The sequence below is a fragment of the Clostridium sp. B9 genome (genome assembly GCF_050509515.1).
Taxonomy (GTDB): Bacteria; Bacillota; Clostridia; order Clostridiales; family Clostridiaceae; genus Sarcina.
The window spans coordinates 3,916,420-3,942,905 of the sequence record NZ_JBNWKA010000003.1 but is presented as its reverse complement, the minus strand read 5'-3'; the positions used below and the strand labels follow the sequence as shown (position 1 = coordinate 3,942,905).

At 29.1% G+C, this 26,486-nt stretch carries 28 protein-coding genes and 1 pseudogene; 24 read left to right on the top strand and 5 right to left on the bottom strand.

Going from position 1 to position 26,486, the window contains the following annotated elements:
• Positions 1–277: 277 nt before the first annotated feature.
• Positions 278–1,651, bottom strand: a complete 1,374-nt coding sequence (gene dnaA, locus ACQZHJ_RS17940) for a chromosomal replication initiator protein DnaA (protein ID WP_430486833.1) — start codon at positions 1,649–1,651, stop codon at positions 278–280.
• Between the two features lie 1,069 nt (positions 1,652–2,720).
• Between dnaA and rpmH the strand changes: the two genes are divergently transcribed.
• The 12 genes from rpmH to ACQZHJ_RS17880 all read left to right on the top strand — a co-directional run bounded on the left by rpmH (position 2,721) and on the right by ACQZHJ_RS17880 (position 12,567).
• Positions 2,721–2,855, top strand: coding sequence for a 50S ribosomal protein L34 (rpmH, locus tag ACQZHJ_RS17935; protein WP_430486832.1), 135 nt, complete (start codon positions 2,721–2,723; stop codon positions 2,853–2,855).
• 60 nt (positions 2,856–2,915) lie between these two features.
• Positions 2,916–3,293 carry a ribonuclease P protein component gene (rnpA, locus tag ACQZHJ_RS17930; RefSeq protein WP_430486831.1) on the top strand — a complete coding sequence of 126 codons (378 nt, stop codon included), beginning with the start codon at positions 2,916–2,918 and terminating at the stop codon, positions 3,291–3,293.
• Entirely contained in the window at positions 3,265–3,474 is a 210-nt protein-coding gene (gene yidD / locus ACQZHJ_RS17925; protein WP_430486830.1) for a membrane protein insertion efficiency factor YidD, read from the top strand. Before rnpA ends, yidD begins: the two co-directional genes overlap by 29 nt.
• Positions 3,475–3,507: 33 nt before the next feature.
• A complete protein-coding gene (yidC, locus tag ACQZHJ_RS17920; protein ID WP_430486829.1) occupies positions 3,508–4,203 on the top strand; it encodes a membrane protein insertase YidC in 696 nt (231 codons plus the stop codon).
• A gap of 34 nt (positions 4,204–4,237) precedes the next feature.
• Positions 4,238–4,861, top strand: a complete 624-nt coding sequence (gene jag, locus ACQZHJ_RS17915; RefSeq protein ID WP_430486828.1) for an RNA-binding cell elongation regulator Jag/EloR — start codon at positions 4,238–4,240, stop codon at positions 4,859–4,861.
• Between the two features lie 343 nt (positions 4,862–5,204).
• Positions 5,205–6,581, top strand: coding sequence for a tRNA uridine-5-carboxymethylaminomethyl(34) synthesis GTPase MnmE (mnmE, locus tag ACQZHJ_RS17910; protein WP_430486827.1), 1,377 nt, complete (start codon positions 5,205–5,207; stop codon positions 6,579–6,581).
• Between the two features lie 14 nt (positions 6,582–6,595).
• Positions 6,596–8,491, top strand: coding sequence for a tRNA uridine-5-carboxymethylaminomethyl(34) synthesis enzyme MnmG (mnmG, locus tag ACQZHJ_RS17905; RefSeq protein ID WP_430486826.1), 1,896 nt, complete (start codon positions 6,596–6,598; stop codon positions 8,489–8,491).
• Positions 8,492–8,680: 189 nt separating this feature from the next.
• Entirely contained in the window at positions 8,681–9,400 is a 720-nt protein-coding gene (gene rsmG, locus ACQZHJ_RS17900; protein ID WP_430486825.1) for a 16S rRNA (guanine(527)-N(7))-methyltransferase RsmG, read from the top strand.
• 48 nt (positions 9,401–9,448) lie between these two features.
• Positions 9,449–10,231 (top strand): nucleoid occlusion protein, encoded by a 783-nt coding sequence (noc, locus tag ACQZHJ_RS17895; RefSeq protein WP_430486824.1) that lies wholly within the window; start codon positions 9,449–9,451, stop codon positions 10,229–10,231.
• Positions 10,232–10,386: 155 nt separating this feature from the next.
• Entirely contained in the window at positions 10,387–11,166 is a 780-nt protein-coding gene (locus ACQZHJ_RS17890) for a ParA family protein (RefSeq protein ID WP_430486823.1), read from the top strand.
• Positions 11,159–12,019: a ParB/RepB/Spo0J family partition protein gene (locus ACQZHJ_RS17885; RefSeq protein WP_430486822.1), complete on the top strand. Its 861-nt coding sequence runs from the start codon at positions 11,159–11,161 to the stop codon at positions 12,017–12,019. The genes ACQZHJ_RS17890 and ACQZHJ_RS17885 overlap by 8 nt, the downstream gene beginning before the upstream one ends.
• A 50-nt stretch (positions 12,020–12,069) precedes the next feature.
• Positions 12,070–12,567 (top strand): DUF4446 family protein, encoded by a 498-nt coding sequence (locus tag ACQZHJ_RS17880; RefSeq protein WP_430486821.1) that lies wholly within the window; start codon positions 12,070–12,072, stop codon positions 12,565–12,567.
• Positions 12,568–12,706: 139 nt separating this feature from the next.
• Here the strand turns inward: ACQZHJ_RS17880 and yyaC are convergent, their stop codons facing one another.
• The 4 genes and pseudogenes from yyaC to ACQZHJ_RS17860 form a co-directional block, all read right to left on the bottom strand.
• Complete coding sequence (gene yyaC, locus ACQZHJ_RS17875; protein WP_430486820.1) at positions 12,707–13,297, bottom strand: spore protease YyaC; 591 nt, start codon at positions 13,295–13,297, stop codon at positions 12,707–12,709.
• A 50-nt stretch (positions 13,298–13,347) separates the two neighbouring features.
• A complete protein-coding gene (gene ytvI / locus ACQZHJ_RS17870) occupies positions 13,348–14,412 on the bottom strand; it encodes a sporulation integral membrane protein YtvI (protein WP_430486819.1) in 1,065 nt (354 codons plus the stop codon).
• A 12-nt stretch (positions 14,413–14,424) separates the two neighbouring features.
• A pseudogene (locus ACQZHJ_RS17865) lies at positions 14,425–15,586 on the bottom strand (aminotransferase class V-fold PLP-dependent enzyme).
• Positions 15,587–15,597: 11 nt separating this feature from the next.
• The gene (locus ACQZHJ_RS17860) at positions 15,598–16,245 is read right to left on the bottom strand and encodes a LysE family translocator (RefSeq protein ID WP_430486818.1); all 648 of its coding nucleotides are present in this window, start codon (positions 16,243–16,245) and stop codon (positions 15,598–15,600) included.
• 159 nt (positions 16,246–16,404) lie between these two features.
• Here ACQZHJ_RS17860 and ACQZHJ_RS17855 point away from each other — a divergent pair, with 159 nt between their 5' ends.
• The 12 genes from ACQZHJ_RS17855 (at position 16,405) to ACQZHJ_RS17800 (ending at position 26,446) form a co-directional block, all read left to right on the top strand.
• Positions 16,405–16,638 carry a DUF3343 domain-containing protein gene (locus ACQZHJ_RS17855; protein WP_430486817.1) on the top strand — a complete coding sequence of 78 codons (234 nt, stop codon included), beginning with the start codon at positions 16,405–16,407 and terminating at the stop codon, positions 16,636–16,638.
• A 35-nt stretch (positions 16,639–16,673) separates the two neighbouring features.
• Entirely contained in the window at positions 16,674–17,555 is an 882-nt protein-coding gene (locus ACQZHJ_RS17850; RefSeq protein WP_430486816.1) for a mechanosensitive ion channel family protein, read from the top strand.
• A gap of 15 nt (positions 17,556–17,570) precedes the next feature.
• Positions 17,571–17,783, top strand: coding sequence for a DUF951 domain-containing protein (locus ACQZHJ_RS17845; RefSeq protein WP_430486815.1), 213 nt, complete (start codon positions 17,571–17,573; stop codon positions 17,781–17,783).
• A 144-nt stretch (positions 17,784–17,927) separates the two neighbouring features.
• Positions 17,928–18,215 carry a 30S ribosomal protein S6 gene (gene rpsF, locus ACQZHJ_RS17840; RefSeq protein ID WP_430486814.1) on the top strand — a complete coding sequence of 96 codons (288 nt, stop codon included), beginning with the start codon at positions 17,928–17,930 and terminating at the stop codon, positions 18,213–18,215.
• 13 nt (positions 18,216–18,228) lie between these two features.
• The gene (locus tag ACQZHJ_RS17835) at positions 18,229–18,684 is read left to right on the top strand and encodes a single-stranded DNA-binding protein (protein WP_430486813.1); all 456 of its coding nucleotides are present in this window, start codon (positions 18,229–18,231) and stop codon (positions 18,682–18,684) included.
• A gap of 30 nt (positions 18,685–18,714) precedes the next feature.
• Positions 18,715–18,957 (top strand): 30S ribosomal protein S18, encoded by a 243-nt coding sequence (gene rpsR / locus ACQZHJ_RS17830; protein WP_430486812.1) that lies wholly within the window; start codon positions 18,715–18,717, stop codon positions 18,955–18,957.
• A 204-nt stretch (positions 18,958–19,161) separates the two neighbouring features.
• On the top strand, positions 19,162–19,479 hold the full coding sequence (locus ACQZHJ_RS17825; RefSeq protein WP_430486811.1) for a MazG-like family protein: 318 nt from the start codon (positions 19,162–19,164) through the stop codon (positions 19,477–19,479).
• An 11-nt stretch (positions 19,480–19,490) separates the two neighbouring features.
• On the top strand, positions 19,491–20,498 hold the full coding sequence (locus tag ACQZHJ_RS17820; protein WP_430486810.1) for a YybS family protein: 1,008 nt from the start codon (positions 19,491–19,493) through the stop codon (positions 20,496–20,498).
• Positions 20,499–20,524: 26 nt separating this feature from the next.
• Positions 20,525–22,483, top strand: coding sequence for a DHH family phosphoesterase (locus tag ACQZHJ_RS17815; protein ID WP_430486809.1), 1,959 nt, complete (start codon positions 20,525–20,527; stop codon positions 22,481–22,483).
• A gap of 1 nt (position 22,484) precedes the next feature.
• Complete coding sequence (gene rplI, locus ACQZHJ_RS17810; RefSeq protein WP_430486808.1) at positions 22,485–22,931, top strand: 50S ribosomal protein L9; 447 nt, start codon at positions 22,485–22,487, stop codon at positions 22,929–22,931.
• Between the two features lie 15 nt (positions 22,932–22,946).
• Positions 22,947–24,845, top strand: a complete 1,899-nt coding sequence (gene lonC / locus ACQZHJ_RS17805) for a Lon family ATP-dependent protease (RefSeq protein WP_430486807.1) — start codon at positions 22,947–22,949, stop codon at positions 24,843–24,845.
• Positions 24,846–25,111: 266 nt separating this feature from the next.
• Positions 25,112–26,446, top strand: coding sequence for a replicative DNA helicase (locus ACQZHJ_RS17800; protein ID WP_430486913.1), 1,335 nt, complete (start codon positions 25,112–25,114; stop codon positions 26,444–26,446).
• Positions 26,447–26,486 lie beyond the last annotated feature (40 nt).

The window sequence follows — 26,486 nt, the reverse complement described above, 5'->3', positions numbered from 1 at the left end:
AGGACTTATTCACATAAGTTATACACAGTGTGAATTTTTATATAATAGATATATAAATAGATAATATATATAATAATAATAGTAATAGTAGCTGTGGATTTGTGGATAAACTTCTATAAGCTATATATACCAATGTTTACAGCGATTTTTTGCCTGTGGATAACCTGTAGATTACTGTGAATAATTATCCACAACAAATTAACAGGCAAAAAACAATAAACAATATAATCCACAGGTTATCCACAGATATTATACAGTTATTATGTACATTTGTTAATTACTTTTGAGTTAGTTTTTTAGTAATATCATTTATCATACTTTGTAAGCCTTCATCTGTCTTTAAATTCTCAGAAATTTTTTCATAAGCATGTATTACAGTAGTATGATCTCTTCCACCAAATTCTTCACCAATCTTAGGTAAAGACATGTCTGTAAGCTTTCTGCTTAAATACATTGCTATTTGACGAGGATATGCTATGTTTCTAGTTCTTCTTTGTGATTTTAAATCATCTATTCTTAAATTATAGTAGTTAGCTACAGATTCTTGAATAGTTTTTACAGTAACAGGAGCACTTTCTTTATTAGATATAATATCTTTTAATGCTTCTGAAGCTAAATCAACACTTACATCTCTATTAGTTAATGATGAATAAGCTATTATTCTTATAAGAGCACCTTCAAGTTCTCTTATGTTTGATTTAATTTTTGTAGCAATATAGACCATTACTTCGTTTGGAACGCTAAGTCCTTCAACATCAGCCTTTTTCTTTAGTATTGCCATTCTAGTTTCAAAATCTGGTGCTTGAATATCAGCTATTAAACCCCATTCAAATCTAGATCTTAATCTATCTTCTAAAGTTGGAATTTCCTTAGGTGGTCTATCTGAAGATAGAATAATTTGTTTATTTTCTTCATGTAGAGCATTAAATGTATGGAAGAATTCTTCCTGAGTACGCTCTTTTCCAGCTATGAACTGGATATCATCTATTAATAAGACGTCAACTTTTCTATATTTATTTCTAAATTCTTCGTTTTTATCATCCTTAATAGCATTAATAAGCTCATTTGTGAATTTCTCAGAAGACACATAAACTACTTTAGCTTTAGGATTTTCTTGTAATATGTAATGACCTATTGCATGCATTAAGTGAGTCTTTCCAAGACCAACTCCTCCATATATAAATAAAGGGTTATAAGCTTTAGCTGGAGACTCTGCAACGGCTAAAGATGCAGCATGAGCGAAACGGTTACTATTACCTATGACAAATGATTCGAATGTATATTTAGGATTTAATGTAGCAGACATTTCATCACTTACTACTATAGAGCCATCAACATCTTTTGCTTTCTCTTTTTTCTCTTCTTTTTGTTTTTCTTCATTTTCTTTCTCTTCTTCTAAATCAGATTCAAGATAGAACTCAATTTTAAACTTTCTAGATGTAACAATCTTTAAAGCTTGAATAAGTAAGTCCTTGTATCTTGTATCTAGAATTCCCTTAGTGAATTCATTAGGAACAGAAAGTTTTAATGTATTGTCTGAAATTAATATAGGAGTACAACTCTTAATCCAAGTGTTGAAGCTTATTTCAGAGATTTCTCCTTTTATTATGTTCAATGCTTGTTCCCACAGATTATTTAATTGGGCATCCATCTTCTATCCTCCAATCATAAATGACTTTACTTTTTAGTTATGCACATATAATTAACATATTAGATTACGATTTTACATTATGTGAATAAAATTATTAACAGCCTGTTGATAATGTGGATAACTTTTATGATGATAAACATATCAACAAGAGTATATAAACAAGTCTTGTTGAAAAGTTAGAACATAATAAACCGTTGAAATAACAGGGTTGTAAAAGAATTTAAATAAAATGAAATAAAAGAATATACAAGTTATCAACAGGGTTATTCACAAGTGTGGATAAGTTGTGAAACAGAATAGAGTTATTCACAATGCATTAATATGATAACATAAATCAAGATATGGGTTCAATAAGTTATCCACAAAAATCACAGCTGTTGATAACTTATTTTGTGAAAAACTATTGGCTAATCAAAATATATATAATGCATATAGTAATTTAGACTAAAATTACTATAAATACAAGCCTTATTTTAAAGAAATTTTTAAGGCAAATCATAAGAAAAACAGGGAGCAATAATAGAAGTTTAAACTTAATAACAGTATGTGATTTATTATGTGGATAACTTTTAATTTTGAATTTAAATATGTTACTAATTAATAAGTGTCAATTAAAGTTTAATTAATTTATGGATTTTAAATATAAAAATATATACATAAAAACAAAGAAGAAATTTTTCTATGTAATTATAGAAGATAAAAATTAAAAAAGTAAGTTATGAAGTAAAAGATAAAAAAGTATTAAAAAACAGGAAGGAAAAAAAGGGAGAGAGGTGTAATTAATTTTATAATTGAGGAAATAATATATAAAAGAAATAGTATAGTATATTTCTTCTATATTTAAGTAAAGATTTTATTTAGTGGCCAAAAGATTAGATTATCCACAATGCATATATATCTTTTACTATGGAAATTTAGGTAGTTGTAACAAATCTTTAAATGAGTTATTTTCTTGACAGAGTGCTACTTCAAAGATATAATTAAACAGTAAAACCTAAATTAGCGAATAAGTAAAAAGCTTTTAGCTTTATACTAGAATAAAAATATTGGTTGAAGGGGGTGTATTTAAATGTTCATGACATATCAACCTAAAAAAAGACAAAGAAGCAAAGAGCATGGTTTCAGAAAGAGAATGAAAACTAAATCTGGCAGAAATGTTTTAAAGAGAAGAAGACAAAAAGGTAGAAAAAGATTATCAGCATAAGGGCCGCATTTTGTGGCCTTTTTCTGCATCAGAAAGCAGAAAAAAGGAGAGCAAATTTAAATGTTACTAAGTTTAAGAAAGAACAATGAGTTTAGAACAGTTTATAGAAGAGGAAAATCTCTTGCTAATGATTTACTAGTACTTTATGTCTTTCCTAATAGAAAGAATGTTACCAAAGATGGAGAACGTTTCAATAAAGTAGGAGTATCTGTTAGTAAGAAGGTTGGAAAAAGTGTAGTTAGAAGTAGAGTCAAAAGACTTATACTTGAAAATTACAGAGTTAATTCTAGTGAACTTAAAGCAGGATATGACTTTGTATTTATTGCTAGAGTTGCTATAAACGATAAAGACTTTAAGCAAGTAGGAAAAGCCATGAATAATTTAATAAAGAGGGCAGGTCTACGTGATAATGAAAAAGTTGTTCATAGTAATGATTAAATTCTATAGAAAATACATTTCACCATTGAAGAGACCTTGTTGTAGATTTTACCCAACATGTTCTCAATATGCATTAGAAGCAATACAGAAGTATGGTGCTATTAAAGGTGGATTTATGAGTATAGGAAGAATATTGAGGTGTAATCCACTTTGTAAAGGTGGATATGATCCTGTTAAATAAATATATCCGTTTTAAATATAGGAGGGTAATGTATTGCAGACGATCTTAAAACCAATAACTGATTTATTTACATTGATATTCCAAGCTATCCACGGTTTTGTGGCTTCATTAGGCTTTGTTAGTGAAGGTGCTGGATACGTAATAACAATTTTCTTATTAACTTTATTAGTAAGATTAATATTATTACCATTAAACATAAAGCAAACTAAATCTCAACAAAAGATGCAAGAAATACAACCAGAAATAGCTAAACTTCAGAAGAAATATAAGAATAATCCAGAAAAGGCTCAACAAGAAATGATGAAGCTTTACAAGGATAACAACGTAAATCCAATGAGTGGTTGTTTACCTCTATTAATCCAAATGCCGATATTATTCGCATTATACTATGTATTTTATGGATTAACTGAGCTTAAAGGTATATCATTCTTATGGTTAAGTGATTTATGGGCACCAGATAGAACATTTATCTTACCAATATTATCAGCTGCAACAACATATTTATCATCATTATTAATGACAAAGTCTACTCAATCTCCAGGTGCAGCACCAGGTGGAATGAATATGAATACTATGAATATAGTGATGGCTGGTATGATGGGTGTAATGTCAATTCAATTCCCTTCAATGCTAGTATTATACTGGGTAATAGGTAATTTAATTCAAATGGCTCAAACATATGTATTAATAGTTTTACCTAAGAAAAGAAAAGCAAAGCAGGCGAATTAATTATTTTTAGCTTTCTAAGGTGGTGAAACAGGGTATGAAAACAATTGAGATTACTGGAAAAACTGTTGAAGAGGCTTTAAGAAATGCGTTAAAACAGTTGAACACTACAGAAGATAAAGTAGAATTTACTGTTATAGATGAAGGAAGTAAAGGATTCTTTAATCTTATAGGTACAAAACCAGCTAGAATTTCAGTTACAATGAAAAGAGATAGAATTGATGAGGCTAAAAAGTTCTTAAATGATGTTCTAACTCAAATGAATGTAAAAGCTGAAATAAGTATTGAAGAAACTAATGATGCTGTGAAGATAAATCTAACTGGTCCAAAGATGGGAGCCATCATTGGATACAGGGGGGAGACATTAGATTCACTTCAATATTTAACTAGTTTAGTTGTTAATAAGGTTAAAGAAGATAAATACAAAAGAGTTGTACTAGATACTGAAAATTATAGACAGAAAAGAGAAGAAACTCTTAAGAGATTGGCAAATAAAATTGCTTATAAGGTAAGAAAGTCAGGTAGATCATTAAAGCTTGAACCAATGAATCCTTATGAAAGAAGAGTTATTCATTCTGAGCTACAGAACAATAAATTTGTTAAGACTTTAAGCGAAGGTGAAGAGCCTTACAGAAGAGTTGTTGTGGAATTAAAGAAATAGAAAAGAAAGCTTTAGGCTTTCTTTTTTTTATCCACAATAATCTATGGATAACCTGTGGATAACTTGTGCATAACTGTGGGAAGTAAGAGTATATCTAGAGTTTAGATGTTATTAATTTATGTATTCAAGATGAAAATCATATATTTTCATCTTATTTTTTTTCAGAGAATATCTTTTGATTTATTGGATAGTATTTTTAAGAGAGTAATCTATTAAATGATTTAGAAAAAACATAAATTTTTACCACAAACAATATGATTTAAAATTTTGACTTATTGCGCTTTGTTGGGTAAAATCAATATTAGTTCAAATTTGAGAATCTACATAAAAAAAGGAGGAGCTTATGAAAGAATTCGATACTATTGCTGCTATAGCTACAGCATTAGGAGAAGGCGGAATCGCCATAATTAGAGTATCAGGAAATAAAGCTCTTGAGATTGTAAATAAAATATTTAGAGGAAAAAACGGAAAAGACCTATTAGATATAAAACCATATACAATGAGATATGGTCATATTATAGATGAAAATGACAATGTTATAGATGAAGTAATTGTTAGCTTTATGAAAGGTCCTAGAAGCTTTACTGCTGAGGATACAATCGAAATAAACTGCCATGGTGGTGTAGTTGCTACTAACAAGGTTCTACAAACTGTAATAAAGGCTGGAGCAAGATTAGCTGAGCCGGGAGAGTTCACTAAGAGAGCTTTCTTAAACGGAAGAATAGACCTAAGCCAAGCAGAAGCTGTTATGGATATAATAAAAGCTAAAACTGAGTTATCAATGAAATCAGCTATGACTCAAAGTCAAGGTAGACTTTCAACTGAAATAAACAATCTTAGAAAAGAAGCTTTAGATATATTAGCATTAATTGAATATGCTGTAGACTTTACAGAAGATGATGAGGAACCTGATGAAACAATACCTGTAAAGGTAAAAGAGGATGTTATAACTCTTAAAGAAAAAATAAACGAATTAATAAATACTGCAGATGAAGGAAAGCTTATTAGAGACGGTTTAAGTATGGTTATAGTAGGAAAACCTAACGTAGGAAAATCATCTCTATTAAATGCTCTATTAAACGAAAAAAGAGCTATAGTAACTGACATAGCAGGAACAACAAGAGACGTTATAGAAGAATACATAAACTTAGATGGAATACCTGTAAGATTAGTTGATACAGCAGGAATAAGAGAGACTGAAGATGTTGTAGAAAAAATAGGTGTAGAAAAATCTAAGGAAAAAATAAATGAAGCTGATCTAGTTATATTAATGTTAGATACAAGCAGAGAATTAGATGAAGAAGATAAAGAAATCATAGAATACATTAAAGATAGAAAATACATAATACTTTTAAATAAAGTTGATTTAGATAGAAAGTTATCCTCAGAGATTGTGGATAACTTAGATAATAAAATAGAATTATCAGCTAAAACAGGATTCGGAATAGAAGATTTAAAAGCTAAGATTAAAGAATTATTCTTTAATGGTGCTATAGACACTGAAAGTCTTATGGTAACAAACACAAGACATAAAGAAGCTTTATACAGAGCTTCAGAAGGCTTAGACGGTGCGTTAAATGGCCTTAACAATGATGAATTCTTAGATTTAATATCAATTTATGTAACATCTGCTCTAAGAGCTTTAGGTGAAATAACAGGAGCAGAATTAGAAGAAGACTTAGTAAACAAAATATTTGCAGAATTTTGTTGTGGAAAATAGGAGAATGATAAAATATGAGATATAATGCAGGAAGTTATGATATAGTTGTTATAGGCGCTGGTCATGCAGGTTGCGAAGCTGGTCTAGCAGCAGCTAGAATGGGATGTAAAACTTTAGTTTGTACATTAACATTAGATTCTGTTGCTATGATGCCATGTAACCCTAACATAGGTGGAACTGCAAAAGGACACTTAGTTAGAGAAATTGATGCTTTAGGTGGAGAAATGGGTGTAAACATAGACCATACATTCATTCAATCTAAGATGCTAAATACATCAAAAGGACCTGCTGTACACTCTTTAAGAGCGCAAGCAGACAAGAAGAAATATCAAGAAAGAATGAAAAAGGTTTTAGAAAACCAAGAAAACCTTGATTTAAGACAGTTAGAAGTTACTGCTGTTGAGGTTGAAGATGGTAAAGTTAAAGGTGTTTTAACTAAAAATGGTGCTTTCTTCGAATGTAAAGCGGTTATAATGACAAGTGGAACATACTTACAAAGTAGAATTATAATAGGTGATGTAAGCTATAACCAAGGACCAAATGGTCTTAGTAATGCTACAGAACTTTCACAATCATTAATAGATTTAGGAATAGAATTAAGAAGATTTAAAACTGGGACACCAGCTAGAATCAACAAGAGAAGTGTAGATTTCTCTAAGATGATAGAACAACCAGGTGATGAAGAAATAGTTCCATTCTCATTTATAAGTGGAAATATAGATAGAGATCAAGTTTCATGTTGGCTAACATATACTAGCCCAGAAACTCATAAAATAATTCACGAAAACATACATAGATCACCAATGTACAATGGAAGTATAAAAGGTGTAGGACCAAGATATTGTCCATCTATAGAAGATAAGGTAATGAGATTCCAAGATAAAGAAAGACACCAAATCTTCATAGAACCAGAAGGAGACGATACTCAAGAAATGTATGTTGGAGGAATGTCATCATCTCTTCCAGAAGATGTACAAATTCAAATGTTAAAAACAGTTCCAGGTCTTGAAAATGCTGAGATTATGAGAACTGCTTATGCAATAGAATATGATTGTATTGATCCAACACAATTAAAAGCTTCATTAGAATTTAAAAACATAGATGGATTCTTTAGTGCAGGACAAATTAACGGAAGTTCAGGTTACGAGGAAGCTGGATCACAAGGTATCGTTGCTGGTATAAATGCAGCATTAAAGGTTCAAGGAAAAGATCCTATGATACTTACAAGATCAGATGGATATGTTGGAGTTTTAATTGATGATTTAATAACTAAAGGTACTAATGAGCCATACAGAATGATGACATCAAGAGCTGAATATAGATTAATTTTAAGACAAGATAATGCTGATTTCAGATTAACTAAAATAGGACATAATGTTGGATTAGTTAATGAGGAGAGATGGAACAAGTTCCAAGAAAGAAAGAGAAATTTAGAAGCAGAACTTGAGAGACTTAAAGAGCTTCAAATAACTAATAAAGCAGAAAATAATGCTAAAATAGCTGAATTAGGTTCAACTGAGCTTAAAAAACCAATAAGAATGTATGAACTTATAAAAAGACCGGAGTTAGACTACTTCTCATTAGCTTGTTTAGATCCTGAAAGACCAGAATTACCAAAGGATATCGGAGATCAAATAAACATAATGGCTAGATACGAAGGATATATTCAAACTCAATTAGAGCAAGTAGCTCAATTTAAAAAGTTTGAGAAAAAAGTTCTTCCTCAAGATTTAGATTATAATGAAGTTAATAGTTTAAGAATAGAAGCTATTCAGAAGTTAAATAAAATAAGACCTTTAAATATAGGTCAAGCTTCAAGAATTTCAGGGGTATCCCCAGCTGATATATCAGTTTTATTAATATTCTTAGAGCATTATAATAGAAGTAACAAAGGTAATAAAGAGAATTAATAATTAATTGAGATTAATTAGTTATCAAGAAGTTTTCAACAGCACCTGTGGATAAGTATATTTAAATACTTTGAAAAGGTGCTGATATACCAGTTTAAAAAGTTATCCACATGTGGATAACTTTAGTTTTTTAGTAGAAAATAATATTAAAATAAATTTTTACACTCTTAAGGTTATGGAGGATTAAGAATGCAATACTTTGATTTAATGAAAAAAGCTTGTGATAGCGTTGGAATGGAATTCAATGAAGACAAGTATCAGAAATTTATGCTTTATAAGGATTTATTAAAAGAATGGAATGAAAAAATAAATCTTACAGCTATAACAGAGGACGAAGAAATAGTTAAGAAGCATTTTATAGATTGTATAAAAGCTTTTAAGGCAGAAGAATTTAAAAAAGCAAATACAGTAATAGATGTAGGGACAGGAGCTGGATTCCCAGGATTACCTATAGCTATTATGAGAGATGATGTAAATGTTACCCTACTAGATTCTTTAAATAAGAGAATAAACTTTTTAAATGAAGTTGCAACTAGATTAGGATTAAAAAACGTAGAAACAATACATTCAAGAGCTGAAGATGGAGCTAGAAAAAAAGAAATGAGAGAACAATTTGATATAGCTACATCAAGAGCAGTTGCCAATATGGCTGTACTAAGTGAATTCTGTATTCCATATGTAAAAGTTAATGGGAACTTCATTGCTTTAAAAGGACCAAACATAACTGAAGAATTAAGTGATTCAAGAAATGCTATTGGTACTCTAGGAGGAAAACTTAAAGGAATAATAGAAGTTGAAATAGAAGGAACAGATTTAAACCACAATTTAGTTATAGTAAACAAAGTAAAAAATACACCAAAAACTTATCCAAGAAAAGCAGGAAATGTAACTAAGAAGCCTTTAAAATAAAAATAATTAAATTAATTTATTACATAAATGGGGATAAGGAGTTAGAGAATGGGGAACGAAATAATACATATAAGTGTTGAAAACATAGTGCCTAATATTTATCAACCTAGAAAATACTTTGATGAAGAAGCTTTAAAAGAACTTTCTATTTCTATTGTTAATCATGGAATAATTCAGCCTTTAACAGTTAGAAAGATAGGAGATATTTATGAACTAGTAGCAGGGGAAAGAAGATTAAGAGCTGCAAAATTAGCTAGTTTAGAAAAAGTTCCTTGCAATATTGTTGATATAACTGAAAAAGAATCAGCTGAGATTGCTCTTCTTGAAAATCTTCAAAGAGAAGATTTAAATTTTATAGAAGAAGCTGAGGCTTATTATAATTTAATTCAGGATCACAATTTTACTCAAGAACAATTAGCAAACAGAATGGGTAAAAAACAATCTACAATTGCAAATAAGTTAAGACTATTAAAGCTAAATGGAAAAGTAAGAGAAATCTGTTTAGAAAATAATCTTACAGAAAGACATGCAAGAGCACTACTCTCTTTACCAGAAGAAAAGCTTCAATTAAAAGTTATAAAAGCAGTAGTTAAGAATTCTTTAAATGTAAAGAAAACTGAGGAGCTTATAAATAAGGAACTTTTAAAGCTTGCTGGAGATGAATTAAACTCAAAGGGAAAGAAAAAAATATTAGGAGTTTTTCCTACAAAAATATATGTTAATTCTATAAAACAAATTTTTGATAAATTTAAAATTCCTGCGGAATATAAGTCAAAAGATTGTGGAGAATATGTTCAAATAACAATAAACATACCAAAAGATAAAAAGTAAGAATGTTTCACGTGAAACATTCTTACTTTTTTTACTTTTTGACCATAAATTACATAATATCATCTTTTAATATGTATTGTAAAAATATATAATAAAATAGATAGTGAGAAGGGAGGTGAATGTTCAAGGATGTTATAATTCTTGAATGAAACTTAATGAAAACAATTTGTGTTTTTAATCAAAAAGGTGGAGTTGGAAAAACAACAACAAATATAAATATATGTTCTGATTTAGCTATGCAAGGATTTAGGGTTTTAGCAATAGATATAGATCCTCAGGGTAATACAACAAGTGGTTTAGGTATAGATAAAAGAAAATTAGACAAGTCTATTTATGACTTATTAACTGAAGGTGAAGATATAGAATCAATAATGATAAAAAGTGAATTAGTAGAAAATCTTTATGTAGTTCCAGCAAGAATGGAATTAGCAGGTGCAGAAGTAGAAATAATAGATAGAGAAGATAGAGAACATATACTTATAAATCAAATAAATAAAATAAAAGATAAGTTTGATTACATATTTATAGATTGTCCACCATCTCTAGGAGTTTTAACAATAAATGCTTTAGTTGCATCTCAAAGTGTTTTAATACCAATTCAAGCGGAATACTATGCTTTAGAAGGTGTTGGTCAATTAATAAATACAATAAATTTAGTAAAAAAATCTCTTAATAAAGATCTTGATATCGAAGGTGTAGTTATGACTATGTATGATTCAAGAACAAACTTAAGCACAGAGGTTTATAAGGAAGTAAAAGAATACTTCAAAGATAGATTATATAAAACTACTATTCCTAGGAATGTTAGATTAGCAGAAGCTCCAAGCTTTGGATTACCAATATGTTTATATGATGAAAAATGTAGGGGAGCTAAATCTTATGAAAAATTAACTGAGGAATTCCTAAAAAGGCAGGGAGTGAAAATAGATGGCTAAGAAGTTTGGATTAGGTAAGGGATTAGGTGCCTTAATACCAGAGGAAAATCTTAAGGAAAAAAAAGAAAAAGATAACGGAATAATAAAAATAGAAATTAAAGAAATAAAGGCTAATGAAAAACAACCAAGAAAATTCTTTGATAATAATAAATTAAAAGAATTAGCAGAATCTATTAAAGAACATGGGATAATACAACCTTTAATATTAAAAAAAGAAGATAAAGGGTATTCAATAATTGCAGGGGAAAGAAGATATAGAGCAGCAAAAATTGCTCAATTAGAAGAAGTACCAGCATTATTAATGGATATTTCCGATGAAAAACTTCTACAGATTTCTCTTATTGAAAATATACAAAGAGAAGATTTAAACCCTATTGAGGAAGGATTAGCTTATGAGAGATTATTAAAAGAATATAGTTTAACTCAAGAAGAGCTTTCTCAGACAATAGGAAAATCAAGAACTACTATAACTAATACAATGAGATTATTAAAGTTAGATGATAGAGTTAAGGAATATGTTATTGAAGGAGTTATTTCTGAAGGACATGGTAGAGCTATACTACCTTTAGAAAATGATGTTCAATATGAAGTTGCTCAAAAGATAATAGACAACTCTCTTTCTGTTAGAGAAACAGAAAAATTAGTTAAGAAGATGTTAAATGATGTTGTTGAAGAAAAAACATCAGAAAGAAGAAAACCTCTTAACCCTTATTACAAAGATGTTAGAGATAGACTTCAAGATTATTTTGGAACTAAAGTAAATTTAAATTCAAGTAAGAATAAAGGGAAAATAGAAATAGAATACTATTCAGAAGAAGACTTACAAAGAATACTAGACATTATAAATATTTAGAATGTTTCACGTGAAACATTCTAAAAAAACATGAAGGGATGATAAGTTACATGGAAAATGTATTAAATATACTAGGACAGTATTCAACTTATATAACAATAGGATTAATAGTGTTAGTTTTAATTCAGTTTATACTATTAATTGTAGCTTTCAGAAGTTTAAACAAAGTTGAAAATAAGTTTAGAAGAATTATGAGGGGGGTTAATAATAAGAACCTAGAAGAACTTATAAATTCTTATTTAGATAAAGTTGAAGAAGTTAAAGATGTTTCAGCAGAGACTGTAGAAACAAATAAAATGTTAAAAGAGCAAGTTGAAAAATGCACTCAAAAGGTATCAGTAATAAGATATAAAGCTTTTGAAGACGTAGGAAGTGACTTAAGCTTCTCGGTAGCTTTATTAGATGGAGAAAATAATGGTGTTATCTTAACTGGAATATATGGAAGAGATTATAGCACAACATATGCTAAGCCAATAGATAAAGGAATATCAAGATATGACTTATCAGATGAAGAACTACATGTTTTAAATGCTGCTATGAATAAATAATAGAATCAAGCTATATGAAAAATATATTTTATTAATATTTAATAATTATTTTTCATATAGCTTTTTTATTTCAAAAAATGTTTCACGTGAAACATTGAATTAATTGGGGGATAATTATAAAAATGTTTCACGTGAAACATTATAGGATGTTTTCTAAAGTTGAATCTATAATGTTCTTCTTAAAGCCAACAGATTTTAGAACACAATGATGTATTCCACTAGAAATAGCATTAACTAAAAGCATAACTGTATATAGTCTAGTATTTTGTAAAACCATAAATTCTAATGAACCTGATATATTAACTATTCCTAATATGCTTAAATCTCCAACTGGAGGCAAATCTTTATTAAGTGCTATTCCAGGTCGTATAGGTCTCCTTTCAATGAGTACTTGCCCCACATTCTCTACAGAGCCTAAACAAGCATCTATAGCTATAATAAAAGGTCTTTTATGCTTCGATTTTATTAATTTCATTGTTTCTTTTAAATTTTTTGCATGTATTGTATTTTCTAATGTTCCATAAACAAAGACATTGTTTTTAGATAAAAATTTAATTTTTTCTCCTATTAATGGACCTAAGGCATCGCCTGTTGAACGGTCAGAACCTATACAGATAAAAATTATTGGTCTATTTTCTTTTATTACTGGTGAAAGTTCTTCACAAAGATAATCTCTTATTTTAAATGAAGCTTTAGGATCTAAAGAATCTATATAAAAACTTGTACACATAATAACAACCTCCTTATTAACAATTATTGACATAAATAAGGAGGTTATACTTATAAAATATTAACTTTTCTAAAAATATTAAAAAATATTATAAAAAACATACAAAATATAATTCCTAGAAAGCCGTTTAATTCTAAACCTATAAAAATACAAATTAACATAATTAGTGGATGTATTCCTAAGGTTGAGGACATTAATTTTGGTTCTAAAAATTGTCTTATAAAAAATATTAATAGATAAAGAATTATAAGAGCTATTGATGTAAAAATATTACCAGATAGGTAATTAATAATTATTATAGGAAAATAAATTAGAGGCATACCTAAAATAGGGATCAAGTCTAATAGTCCAACAAAAATACTTAGTAATAATGAATACTTTATTTTTAAAATTGAGAAACCTATAAAAGTTAAAAACATAGATAAAAAAATTAAAAAAGAATATGATAAACAATAATTAAAAAACATTTTTTTAATTTCATATATAATAGTTAAAATTTTTTTGCTGTAGTTAGCATTTAAATAATTAGATAGTATTTTTTTAAAATTTATAGAATTTAATTCTTTAGAAATAAAATAAGTTGAAATCATAGTAAAAACAAGAAGCATAATTGTATAAGGAAGATAGCTTATTAATAAAATTATTTTTTGAATTAAGTTTGTTCCAAAAGAAAGAATTACTAAAGCGAATTCTTTTAGTGAAGAAATAATAGTATTTTTTATTAAGTTGAAAGTTTCACTATCAATAAAAATATTTTCAAACCATATTTGAAAGTTATCAAAAGTTCTTTGAAATTCTTTTGAATTAGAATTTATCATTTCTTGAATATGTGTAGCTAATGAAGATGATTCATAGGTTAAAGACATAATAAAAAGAGATAAAAAAGTTATAATTAATAAAAAGAAAAAAAGTGTGCTAATAAATGAAGCTACTCCAATATTTAATTTGAATTTTTTTATTATAAATTGTGTTGGGGTTTTAAGGATTAAAGAAAAGATAAAGGCTAAAATAAAGGGTAAAGTATATTTCAATGTGTAAAAAAAGATAAAAAATATAAGTGTGTATAAAATAAAAAACACACTTAATTTTTCACCTTTAGTAATTAAAGTTTTCATATATTTAGAAGTCTACCTCCTTGAAATTAATTCTTTTATAACCTCAACAAATCTATAGACTTCTTCTAATGTATTAAAATAACCGAAACTGATTCTTATGCTACCAGCAGGGTAAGAACCAACAGTTTTATGAGCTTGTGGTGTGCAGTGAATTCCAGTTCTGCAAGTTATGTTGAATTCACTATCTAATAAAAATCCTGTGAACTCAGGATCCATTCCTTCTATATTAAATGAGATTGTTGAAGTTTTTTTCTTTGCATCAATAGGACCATAAATTTTTACTTCTGGTATTGCTGATAATAAATCCATAGCCTTTTGACATAAAAATTCTTCTTTATCTTTAATATTTTCTATACCTTCTTTTTCTATGAATCTAATACCTTCTAAAAGACCTATTATTCCAGGGGTATTTAGAGTTCCATATTCAAATTTATCAGGTAATTCTTGAGGATGCTCTATTAAGGAAGAGTTACTCCCTGTTCCACCAGAAAAAATATTTTTGCATACAGAATTTAATTTATCATCTATTATAAATCCTCCAATTCCTTGAGGAGCCTAAAAGAGATTTATGTCCTGTAAAAGCTAATGCATTTATATTTAATTTTGTCATATCTATAGGTACAACACCTGCTGTTTGAGCAGAATCTAGAATAAAGAAGATATTATTTTCTTTACAAATTTTACCTATTTCTTCAATTGGTTGAATTGTTCCGACTAAATTAGATGCATGAGATAAAACTATCAATTTAGTGTTATTTTTAATTCTTTCTTTAATTTTCTCAACTGACACTAACCCTTGTTTATTACATTCTACAATATCTAATTCTACATTAGGAACCTCTTCACTAATTTTTACTAATGGTCTTAAAACAGAATTATGTTCCATAGATGTAGTAATTATATGCCAGCCAGATTGAATTATTCCTAAAAGTAACATATTTAATGAAGTAGTTATATTATTTGTAAAAACTACATTTTCACTTTTAGGAAAATTAAAAAATTTAGATAGTTCATATCTACATTGATAAACAGATCTACTGCTTTGTAGAGCGGTTGATGATGAACCTCTATTTGCACTTCCACCTTGATTACTCATGTAATCAAACATAGCCTTTAAAACCGAATCTGGCTTTGGGAAGGTTGTGGCTGCATTATCAAAATAAATTCTATTCATAAATAAAAACCTCACATGAAAATTTTAAATATTCCGTATATGGTAAATGCTAATCCAAGTATGACCATAAAATATTTAACGCCAGTATTAGCTTTTCCAGTAAGTTCTTTTTTGATTAAATTTCCTCCTTTAGCTGCCATAAGATTTAATAAAATAAACCAAGATAATGTTGTTAAAAACATTGAACATAAGGCTACTATAAAGAAATGTCTACCGGAAATCTTCCATATACTCATTACTCCAGCACTTACTGCCATCCAAACAGAAAGTGTCATTGGATTAACAAAAGTTATTAAAAAACCATTCATAAAACCACTTCCAGTTTTATGATTCTCTATCTTTTGTATACACTTTTCATCTAAACTTTTTTGGGTTGATTTAAAAACTAAGTTTATTATTATAAGAACTAGTCCAGAAATAATCCAAAAAGCACATTCTACATACCTATTTAAATTTAATAATTGAGCTACTCCAAAGTTTATAAGTAGTATGTATAAATAATCGGCGGCTATTGCGCCTAAAGAGACTTCAAATCCCTTTTTGAAACCAATATCTAATGACTGAGTTGCGGCTTCGATTGCTGCAGGGCCTAAGGGTATAGACACTAAAAGGCCTGTTACAACTCCGGATAAAATAGCCTTTAAATAAAAGAAAGACATACTCAAACTCCTTTTATAATTTGTTTTTATAAAATTACATAATTCTATTATAATTCAAAAATGGAAAGCTTTCACCATTATTTTCAAAGAGGGAACTTTTATAATGGTTACTTATAATATATACTAATATCGTTAATACATTTATGGAGGGAAATTTATATGAAAGATTTTATAATGGTTTTTAATAATACACATGAGGCTATGGAAGGTGAAAGAATTTTAAAAGAGAATGGAATAGCTTTTATAATAATGCCAACACCAACATACATAACAAAAAGTTGTGGAATAAGTTCTGCTTTTAATAAAGATCAGTTAGAAAAAATTGAAACTTTAGATATTAAATTTAAAAATATATATTCAATAACAAGTAAGGGTTTTGAAATATATAAATAATAAATTGAAAGAAAAATATGTGAAAGGGGAATTTGATGTTATTAGATAGTATACTTGGAATTAATTTTGATTTTGATTATTTGAAGCTTGGTAGAATAAAAATACCTTTATCAACAATTGATTTTCTATTACAAAAATTAATAACAGTAATTATAATAGGGGTTCTTATGGGGCTTACTATTAAAGCTGGAGATAGAATAATAAATAAAGCTGTAAAAAAACAGATGGATACAAATTTTAAATTTTCAATAGATTCTAGAAAAGCTAATACAATAGGAACTTTATTAAAGAGTATATTAAGATATTCTGTTTATTTTATTGGTATAACAACAATGCTATCAAGTATATTTGGAAATATATCTTGGGCATTTGCATCTGTTGGAGGAGTTGCGGTAGGTTTAGGAGCCCAAAGCTTTGTCAAAGATGTAATTAATGGGGTATTTATACTTTTTGATGATCAATATAATGTAGGAGATTATGTTACTATTGAAAATGTAAGTGGAGTTGTTGAAGCTATAGGACTTAGAACTACAGAACTTAGGGATTTTGATGGTTCTCTACATATTATTCCTAATGGAATGATTAGGATTGTAACTAATGATTGTAAAGGTAGTATGAGAGTTCAGGTAATAGTAGGAATAGCTTATGAAGAAGATATAAATAATGCTATTGAAGTTATAAATAATGTTTGTAATGAGTATAACAAAGAGAATACTAATATAACAGAACCTATGAAAGTATGGGGAGTTACTGAATTAGCTGATTCTAGCGTAAATATTACTGTTTGGGGTAAAACAAAGCCTATGGAGCAATGGAGTGCAGAGGTTGAGCTTAGAAAGAGAATTAAAATGGCTCTTGATGAAGCTAACATAGAAATACCATATCCAAAGACTCAAATAATAACAAAAAATAACTAAGGGGGAAAAACTTTTATGACTAATAAATTTTATTTAGGTGATGTAGTTAAAATGAGAAAAACTCATCCATGTGGAAGCGATGAATGGGAAATTATAAGACTTGGTGCAGACATAAAAATAAAATGTTTAGGTTGTTCAAGAATAGTTATGATTCCTAGAGTGAAATTCCAAAAGGGAGTAAAAAAAGTAGTAAAATCAAATGCTCCTGAGGAAGAAATTCAAGAATAATAATTTTTAAAAAATAATTTTTAAAAAGTTAAGCTTAGATAGTTAAAGAGGGTTGCAATAACACTCTTTTAATGTTAGAATATTTAATTGTAATCCCTGCTATGCTAGAGCATAGCCGTAGTCCAGAGGGAGGAGGTGTAAATGATGAGAAAATATGAAACTATATTCGTAGCTCACCCATCATTAGACGAGGAAGCAGTTAAAGCTTTAATCGAAAAATTCAAGGGTGTTATAGAAAACGGAAATGGTACTATCGATAACGTTGATTTCTGGGGTAAGAGAAAATTAGCTTACGAAATCGCTAAAGTTAACGAAGGTTACTATACTTTAATCAACTTCACTGCTAACACAGAATTACCAAAAGAGTTAGACAGAGTATTCGGAATAACTGACGGAATAATCAGACACATCATCGTTAAAGAAGAGCAATAAGAGGTGATCGTAAATGAATAAAGTAGTTTTAATTGGTAGACTAACAAAAGATCCAGAGCTTAGATTTGCTGCAGGTAGTGGAACAGCTGTTGCTAGATTTACATTAGCTGTAAACAGACAATTCAAAAAAGATGAAGCTGATTTTATCAGTTGTATCGCTTTTGGAAAGACTGGTGAAACTATCGCTCAGTATATAACTAAAGGTAGACAATTAGCTATCTCAGGAAATATCAGAACTGGCAGTTATGAAGCTCAAGACGGAACTAGAAGATATACTACTGACGTAGTTGTTGAAGGTTTCGACTTTATCGATTCAGGAAATGGTGGAGCTAGAGGTAACTCAGGTTTCAATCAAGGAAATGATTTCGGTGGTTCTTCTTTCGGAATGCCAGATAATTCATTTAATGAGCCATCATTCAATAGTAATGATGACATGACACCAATTGATGATGGAGATATTCCATTCTAATTCACATTTTAGGTAAGGAGGGAAATAGTGATGAGTAACGTAAAAAGAGGCGGAAAATTCAGAAGAGCAAGAAAAAAAGTTTGCATATTCTGCGTTGACAAAGCTGAATCAATAGATTACAAAGATGTATCTAAATTAAAAAAATACATCACAGAAAGAGGTAAGATATTACCAAGAAGAATTTCTGGAACTTGTGCTAAGCATCAAAGACAATTAACAGATGCTATCAAGAGATCAAGAAATATCGCATTATTACCATTCACAACTGAGTAATGGTTGCAAAACCCCTGATATTTTCAGGGGTTTTTTTATTATATCAAAAAAATAATTATTTCATATTAGATTTTTATTTAAATGATAAATTTTAAGTGAATTACTTCCTTAATAAATTTTGTTAAAATTCATTTTATTGCATATGGTCATGAAAATAAATAAAATAAAGGTATATAATAAAAGGGTATAATTGGGAGGGGTAATATGAAGAAGGATAATTTTAATATCATGGGAGATATAAAAGTTATTGAGGAAATAAAAGCTCAGATTATCTGCATATTAGGAGAGTTGTTTACATTACTTACTAAAGGTAGCAATGTAGCAAAGGATGCTATAGTAAATTGTATAGCATCACTAATGATTTTACTGTACGTTTTAGCTGATAAGTTAGGACATTCTGCAATAGAAGTAGATGAGACTATGAAAAAAAGTTTAAAAATTGGTATAGTTGAAGAAGATAAATTAGAGAAGCAAGGAGGAAATTTAACAAAATTATTTAACCATTTAAAAGAAAGAAGATAATGGAGGAATATATGGAACAAAAGTTTAAGAGTAAGCCTATAGTTGAAGCAGGAATAATGTCAGCAATAATATTTGTATTAATGCTATTAACAACTTTACCTGCAATAGGAGTCTTAATAGCATTTGCGATTCCAATACCTATAGCTTTGCTGTATTTAAAATACGACCTTAAAACTTCTTTATGTTCTGTTCTTATTTCAGGAGCTTTAGTAGGACTTTTTATGGGACCTTTATATGGAGTTCAAGTTATAATAACGAATAGTATTATAGGAATAGTTTTAGGAGTTTGTGTTAAGAAAAATATATCTGGAGTAAAAACTTTGGTTTCTTTGATTATTGCAAATACCTTTGGAACCATTGCAGAATTAAGTATAATATTTTCAGCATTTACGGGAATGACTATTGGTCAATTTGCTGACCAAATAGCAGGAGCATTTAATGATGCGGCAAAGATAAGTGAAAGTATTTTGGGTAATACTGCTAATGCAAATACACAGATGATAGAAATTATGAAATCAGTTAATGCTGATATGGTTTTAAGTTTTATGCCAATAGCAGTTGTTTCTTTAATTGTTTTTAGAGCATTTTTAAATTATGTTGTTGGGAAGGCCATAATAAAAAGAGTTGGGTTTAATGTAAATAGTTTACCACCATTTTCAAATTGGTTTTTTAAACCAATTATAGTAGCAATAGTAGTATTAATAAATACTATTGTTTTATACTTAACTATTAAAAAGATTATAACTGGATATGGTGCTTTCTATACAATGTTATATGTATTGTATATAATTCTTCTTATTCAAGGATTATCAGTAGTTATTAATTTCTTAAAAAATAAACTGAGAATGAATAGTGTACTTTTAGCATTCTTGGGTATATTAATGGTTACTTCAGAAATGTCTGTAGTTATCTTAAGCTTAGGGATTGTGGATGTATTATTTGATTTAAGAGGTGTAGATCCAGATAGCTTTGGAACTTATTTAAGAAATAAGATAAATGCAAAATTAAAAAATAACTAATGATAATTTAGTAAGGGGCTGTTAAAATGAAATCAATATTTGAAGATTATAATAAATTTTTGGCCTACTTCGTAGCAACAATTTTATTAAGTTTAGTACTATGGGGATTGAATTTAAAAAGTTTAGCATTAGTAGTACCTTTTTTATACATAGTTTATTTAATTTATAGAATTTCAAATTTTTTAAAAGAAGAAAAAGAAGAAAATAATAAAGTAGATAAATTATATATAGATATAGATGGTAAGATTAAAAATAATATTTTTAATTTGGTATTTCCAATAACTATATTAAATTCAACTGGTGAAATAATTTGGTATAATCATAAATTTAGTAAGCTTATAAATAATGATGAACCATTAGAGATTAATTTAGTATCTGTGATAAAAGGAATTGCTTTAGACAAAGTAATAAGAACAGGTAAAGAAAATTCTCAAAATATAAAAATAAAAGGTTCTATTTATGAGGTTTATAGTGAAACTTTAAAGTTAGAGGAAACTGATGAAAATTATTTTTTAGTTTACTTTAATGATGTAACTTACCTTAAGAAGGCAACTAAGGAAAGTATAATGCTTTTAGAAGTTGATAATTTTAGTGAGGTGTTAAAAACTATAGATGATGATAATAAACCATTACTTATAGCTGAAATTGAAAGAACCATAAATAACTATGGAAATTCATTAAATGCCATGATAAAAAAATATGATAATAGTAAATATATTTTATCTATAGATGATGCAATTATTAGTAAGGAAATTTCTAAAAAATTTGATATACTAGATATTATAAGAGAAATCAATCTAGGAAATGAAATAGAAGTTACTTTAAGTATTGGTGTAGGAAGAGGAGGAGAAACTCCTTCAGAAAATCAAGAGTATGCTACTAAAGCTAAGGAGTTAGCCCTAGGTAGAGGTGGAGATCAAGCAGTTATTAAGTCAGGAAAAAATATTGAGTTCTTTGGTGGTAATGCTAAAGAGCTTGAAAAAAGAACTCGTGTTAAGGCAAGGGTTGTAGCTCATGTATTAAAAGAGTTAGTATACGAAAGTAGTACCGTTTATATAATGGGACACAAAAATCCTGATATGGATTGTTTTGGAGCTTCATTTGGTCTTGCATCAGTAGTGAAGAAGTTAGGAAAAAATGTTAATATAGTATTAGAAAAAGATACTAATGCTATAGAATTTTTCTTAGATAAAGTAAAAGAAAAAGAAGAATATAGTAAACTATTTATATCTACTGAGGAAGCTAAGAAAAATATAGATGACAATACTTTATTAATTGTATTAGATGTTAATAGTGCAAATTATGTTTTAGATAGAGAACTTACTGAAATGATAGAGAGATTAGTTGTAATTGACCATCATAGAAGAAGTCCAGAAGATATAAAAGGAGCTTTATTAAATTACGTTGAAGTATATGCATCATCTACATCAGAGCTTGTAACTGAGATGGTTCAGTACATGTTGGATAAACCTAAATTAAATAGAATTGAGGCTGAGGGACTTTTGGCTGGTATTTATATAGATACTAAAAATTTCTCGTTTAAAACAGGTGTTAGAACCTTTGAAGCAGCTTCATTCTTAAGAAGACTAGGAGCAGATACAGTAGAAATTAAAAAGATATTTAGTAATAACCTAGAAAACTATATAGCAAAAGCAGAAATAATAAAGTCTGCTAAGGTAGAAAATAAGATTGCAATAGCTGTTTGCCCAGACACAATAAATGAAACTGTAGTAGCTGCTCAGGCTGCTGATGAATTACTTAATATAACTGGAATACAGGCTTCATTTGTACTAATAAAGCTTGGAAATGATATTGCCATAAGTGCAAGATCACTTGGAGATATTAATGTACAGTTGGTTCTTGAAGAATTAGGTGGAGGCGGTCATATGACTATGGCTGGGGCTAAACTTAAAGATACTACTGTGGAAGAGGCTATAGAAAAAATAAAAGAAGCTATTGCTAAAAACTCAAGGGAAGGTGAATAAAATGAAAGTAATATTACTTCAAGACGTTAAAAAATTAGGTAAAAAAGGCGATGTTATAAATGCATCAGATGGATATGCTAGAAACTTCTTATTTCCAAAGAAATTAGCACAGGAAGCTACAGATAACAATCTTCACATATTAAACAATAAAAAAGAAAATGAGAGAAGACAAAAGTTAGCTGAATTAGAAGCTGCTCAAGCTTTAGCTGCAGATTTAAAAGATAAAGTTATAAAAGTAGAAGGTAAAGCTGGAGAAAATGGAAAGTTATTCGGAGCTATAACAAGCAAAGATGTAGCTGGACTTATAAAGAAACAATTCAATGTAGAAGTTGATAAGAAAAAGATAGTTATGGATACAATAAAAGTTGCAGGAACTTACAACATAGAAGTTAAACTATATCCAGAAGTTTCAACAAAAATGAAGGTTATGGTTGTTCCTGTTCAGTAAGAGGAGGATTCTATTTTGAAATCAATTAGAGAATTAGAGGTTCTACAAGACGTTATGAATAGTGAACTAGGAGTAGAATCTCAAGTTGACGCACTAAAAGATATAATAAACAATATATTAGATGAAGGTGCATTCAGAGCAAGAGTTATAAGATTTAAATTGCAAGATTCAATAAATTCAACAAATCCTTATGAAAGACTTTTTGCATTAAGCAAGGTTGTTTCAGAAGGAAAGGGCTTAAGTGAAATTCCAACAGAGGATAACATACATGAAGCTTTAGAAGATGTTTGTGCAATGATATCGGATGCTATTGCTAGAAGATATGTTCAAAACAAGATTGAAAAAGAAGTTGAACAATTCTTAATGGAAAAGCAAGAGAAGTATGTTGATGAGCTTAGAGTAAACATCATGAAAAAGAAAAAAGGTCCTGAAAATGCAAAGACAGAGAAAAAGCTTGAGGAGCTTGAAGAATTAGATGAAAAAGTTCCAAGCAAGAATATAATGTCATTATTAAGACCAGATTCTTTTGAGGAAGTAGTAGGTCAAGAAAGAGCGATAAAATCTCTTCTTTCAAAACTTGCTTCACCATATCCTCAACATATTATTCTTTATGGGCCACCAGGGGTTGGTAAAACAACTGCTGCTAGAATAGCCTTAGAGACTGCTAAGAAGTTAAATTCTACTCCTTTTGATGATAGATCAAAGTTTATAGAAGTTAATGGAACAACTCTAAGATGGGACCCAAGAGAAATAACAAACCCACTTCTAGGTTCAGTTCATGATCCTATATACCAAGGTAGTAAGAGAGATTTAGCTGAAATAGGAGTACCAGAACCAAAACCAGGTTTAGTTACAGAAGCTCATGGAGGTATATTATTCATTGATGAGATTGGTGAGTTAGATGAAATTCTTCAAAATAAACTTTTAAAAGTTTTAGAAGATAAGAGAGTTGAATTCTCATCATCTTACTATGATCCAGACGATGAAAATACACCAAAGTATATAAAATATCTTTTTGATAAAGGAGCACCAGCAGACTTTGTTCTAATTGGAGCAACTACTAGAGAGCCAGGAGAAATAAATCCTGCTTTACGTTCAAGATGTACAGAGGTTTATTTTGAACCACTATCATCAAGAGATATTGAAAAGATAGTTTTAAATGCAGCTAAGAAGCTTAATGTTAAACTTGAAGATGGCTTAGCGAAGAAGATTGCTGCTTATACTATAGAAGGTAGAAGAGCAGTCAATATATTAGCTGATGCTTATGGGCATGCTATATTTGGACTAGAAGGAGAGATTCCAGAAGACTTAGAAATAACTTCAAAGGATTTAAATGAAGTTATAAGTATAAGTAGATTTACTCCATATGAAATACTAGAAGACTTAGAAAGTAAGGAAATAGGACACGTATATGGATTAGGAGTTTCAGGATTCTTAGGTTCAACAATAGAGATTGAAGCAAGTGCTTTCAAAGCTAAGAAAAAAGGTGCTGGAAGAATAAGATTCAATGATACAGCTGGTTCTATGGCTAAGGATTCAGTATTTAATGCTGCATCTGTAATAAGAAGACTTACTGATAAAGATATACATGATTATGACATACACGTTAACGTAATAGGTGGAGGAAAGATAGATGGACCATCTGCTGGAGCTGCTATTACAATATGTGTAATGAGTGCTTTATTAGAAAAGCCAATAAGACAAGACTTAGCTATAACTGGAGAAATTTCTTTAAGAGGAAAGATTAAACCAGTTGGAGGTATATTTGAAAAAATATATGGAGCTAGAAGAAAAGGAATCAAGTTAGTAACTGTTCCTATTGATAATAAAAATGATATACCTAATGGATTAGAAGATATAGAAGTTAAAGCTATAAGTTCAATTGAAGAACTTATGGAAATAGCTTTTAACTAAATTTAAAGCCTAGAGAAATCTCTAGGCTTTTTAAGTGGGTTTAACCCAATATAGAAATGATTAAATTATTGTAAATAGGATAGAATTAAGGCATAATAGTATTATTGTGTACTATATTTATAAGTTGCTTTATGTTATAGTATAAATTTGATAATTAGAAAAAATATATAGTTAAGTGAATTGAAGTTTATAGATAGAGAGGTTATCTATAAACTTTTAATAAGATAAGAGATTTATTTTTGGGGGAAGGAGGAAAACTAGAATTAATGGAAGCACCAGTAATGAAGAGTTTGCCACAAAGTATAGAAGCAGAACAATCTGTTTTAGGGGCAATGATAATAGATAGAACTACCATAGCTCAAGCAGCTGAGGTTTTAAATAAAGATTCATTTTATAGAGATGCACATAAGATAATATTTCAAAGCATATTAGATATGTATCAAAAGGATGAAGCTGTAGACCAACTTACTCTATTAGAATATTTAAAATCTACAGATAGATTAGAGAAGGCTGGCGGTATTAGTTATGTAACAGAAGTAAGTGCAGCTGTATTGAGTACAGCTAATATAAAATCGTACATAAAAATAGTAGAAGAAAAGGCTATGCTTAGAAGGCTTATAAAATCTTCTACTGAAATTATAGAAGACTGTTATAATAATCAAGATGATGTCTCAAAGGTTGTAGATTCGGCAGAAAAGAGAATTTTTGATTTAGCTGAAAAAAGAACCTCAAGTGATTTTGAATCTTTGAAGGATGTTCTTGAAAGAGGTTTTGAGCACATAGAAGAAATCTTCAATAACCAAGGTGAGGTTAGTGGAGTTGCTTCAGGCTTTAAGGATTTAGATGAAATGACTACAGGTTTCCAAAAAGGAGATATGGTGCTTATAGCTGCTAGACCTTCTATGGGAAAAACAACTTTTGCTCTTAATATAGCTGAACATGCTGCTTTAAGAGAAGGGAAGAGTGTTGTTATATTCTCACTAGAGATGTCAAAGGAACAGCTTGCATATAAATTACTTTGTTCAGAGGCTAATGTTGAGATGCAAAAGCTTAGAACAGGTCAATTAACTGATGAAGATTGGGACAACATAGCAAGAGCATCAGGACCACTTGCTTCATCTAAAATATATATAGATGATACTGCAGGGGTTTCAATAATGGAAATGAGATCTAAATGTAGAAGGCTTAAGATGGAATATGGCATAGACCTTATTCTTATTGACTACCTTCAGCTTATGAGTGGTACTGGAGAAAGTAGACAACAAGAGGTTTCTGAGATTTCAAGAAATATAAAAGCTATAGCTAAGGAAATGGAGTGTCCAGTTATAGCATTATCACAGCTTTCTCGTGCACCTGAGCAAAGAGCAGATCATAGACCTATGTTATCGGACCTTAGAGAATCAGGGTCAATAGAGCAGGATGCTGACCTTGTTATGTTCTTATATAGAGATGAGTACTATAATAAGGAAACAGAGGATAAAAACGTAGGTGAATGTATAATAGCTAAGCAAAGAAACGGTTCTGTTGGTACTGTTAAACTTTCATGGCTTGGTCAATACAGTAAATTTGCTGATTACGAAGCTATTCATAGAGATGTATAATAGAATTTATTAATTAAGTAAATAATTTAGTTAGAGTGTA

Excerpts from the sequence above, each read along its gene's own strand:
- dnaA (WP_430486833.1), bottom strand. The coding sequence starts at position 1,651 with ATGGATGCCCAATTAAATAATCTGTGGGAACAAGCATTGAACATAATA.
- rpmH (WP_430486832.1), top strand. The coding sequence starts at position 2,721 with ATGTTCATGACATATCAACCTAAAAAAAGACAAAGAAGCAAAGAGCAT.
- rnpA (WP_430486831.1), top strand. The coding sequence starts at position 2,916 with ATGTTACTAAGTTTAAGAAAGAACAATGAGTTTAGAACAGTTTATAGA.
- yidD (WP_430486830.1), top strand. The coding sequence starts at position 3,265 with ATGAAAAAGTTGTTCATAGTAATGATTAAATTCTATAGAAAATACATT.
- jag (WP_430486828.1), top strand. The coding sequence starts at position 4,238 with ATGAAAACAATTGAGATTACTGGAAAAACTGTTGAAGAGGCTTTAAGA.
- mnmE (WP_430486827.1), top strand. The coding sequence starts at position 5,205 with ATGAAAGAATTCGATACTATTGCTGCTATAGCTACAGCATTAGGAGAA.
- mnmG (WP_430486826.1), top strand. The coding sequence starts at position 6,596 with ATGAGATATAATGCAGGAAGTTATGATATAGTTGTTATAGGCGCTGGT.
- rsmG (WP_430486825.1), top strand. The coding sequence starts at position 8,681 with ATGCAATACTTTGATTTAATGAAAAAAGCTTGTGATAGCGTTGGAATG.
- noc (WP_430486824.1), top strand. The coding sequence starts at position 9,449 with ATGGGGAACGAAATAATACATATAAGTGTTGAAAACATAGTGCCTAAT.
- ACQZHJ_RS17890 (WP_430486823.1), top strand. The coding sequence starts at position 10,387 with ATGAAAACAATTTGTGTTTTTAATCAAAAAGGTGGAGTTGGAAAAACA.
- ACQZHJ_RS17885 (WP_430486822.1), top strand. The coding sequence starts at position 11,159 with ATGGCTAAGAAGTTTGGATTAGGTAAGGGATTAGGTGCCTTAATACCA.
- ACQZHJ_RS17880 (WP_430486821.1), top strand. The coding sequence starts at position 12,070 with ATGGAAAATGTATTAAATATACTAGGACAGTATTCAACTTATATAACA.
- yyaC (WP_430486820.1), bottom strand. The coding sequence starts at position 13,297 with ATGTGTACAAGTTTTTATATAGATTCTTTAGATCCTAAAGCTTCATTT.
- ytvI (WP_430486819.1), bottom strand. The coding sequence starts at position 14,412 with ATGAAAACTTTAATTACTAAAGGTGAAAAATTAAGTGTGTTTTTTATT.
- ACQZHJ_RS17860 (WP_430486818.1), bottom strand. The coding sequence starts at position 16,245 with ATGTCTTTCTTTTATTTAAAGGCTATTTTATCCGGAGTTGTAACAGGC.
- ACQZHJ_RS17855 (WP_430486817.1), top strand. The coding sequence starts at position 16,405 with ATGAAAGATTTTATAATGGTTTTTAATAATACACATGAGGCTATGGAA.
- ACQZHJ_RS17850 (WP_430486816.1), top strand. The coding sequence starts at position 16,674 with ATGTTATTAGATAGTATACTTGGAATTAATTTTGATTTTGATTATTTG.
- ACQZHJ_RS17845 (WP_430486815.1), top strand. The coding sequence starts at position 17,571 with ATGACTAATAAATTTTATTTAGGTGATGTAGTTAAAATGAGAAAAACT.
- rpsF (WP_430486814.1), top strand. The coding sequence starts at position 17,928 with ATGAGAAAATATGAAACTATATTCGTAGCTCACCCATCATTAGACGAG.
- ACQZHJ_RS17835 (WP_430486813.1), top strand. The coding sequence starts at position 18,229 with ATGAATAAAGTAGTTTTAATTGGTAGACTAACAAAAGATCCAGAGCTT.
- rpsR (WP_430486812.1), top strand. The coding sequence starts at position 18,715 with ATGAGTAACGTAAAAAGAGGCGGAAAATTCAGAAGAGCAAGAAAAAAA.
- ACQZHJ_RS17825 (WP_430486811.1), top strand. The coding sequence starts at position 19,162 with ATGAAGAAGGATAATTTTAATATCATGGGAGATATAAAAGTTATTGAG.
- ACQZHJ_RS17820 (WP_430486810.1), top strand. The coding sequence starts at position 19,491 with ATGGAACAAAAGTTTAAGAGTAAGCCTATAGTTGAAGCAGGAATAATG.
- ACQZHJ_RS17815 (WP_430486809.1), top strand. The coding sequence starts at position 20,525 with ATGAAATCAATATTTGAAGATTATAATAAATTTTTGGCCTACTTCGTA.
- rplI (WP_430486808.1), top strand. The coding sequence starts at position 22,485 with ATGAAAGTAATATTACTTCAAGACGTTAAAAAATTAGGTAAAAAAGGC.
- ACQZHJ_RS17800 (WP_430486913.1), top strand. The coding sequence starts at position 25,112 with ATGGAAGCACCAGTAATGAAGAGTTTGCCACAAAGTATAGAAGCAGAA.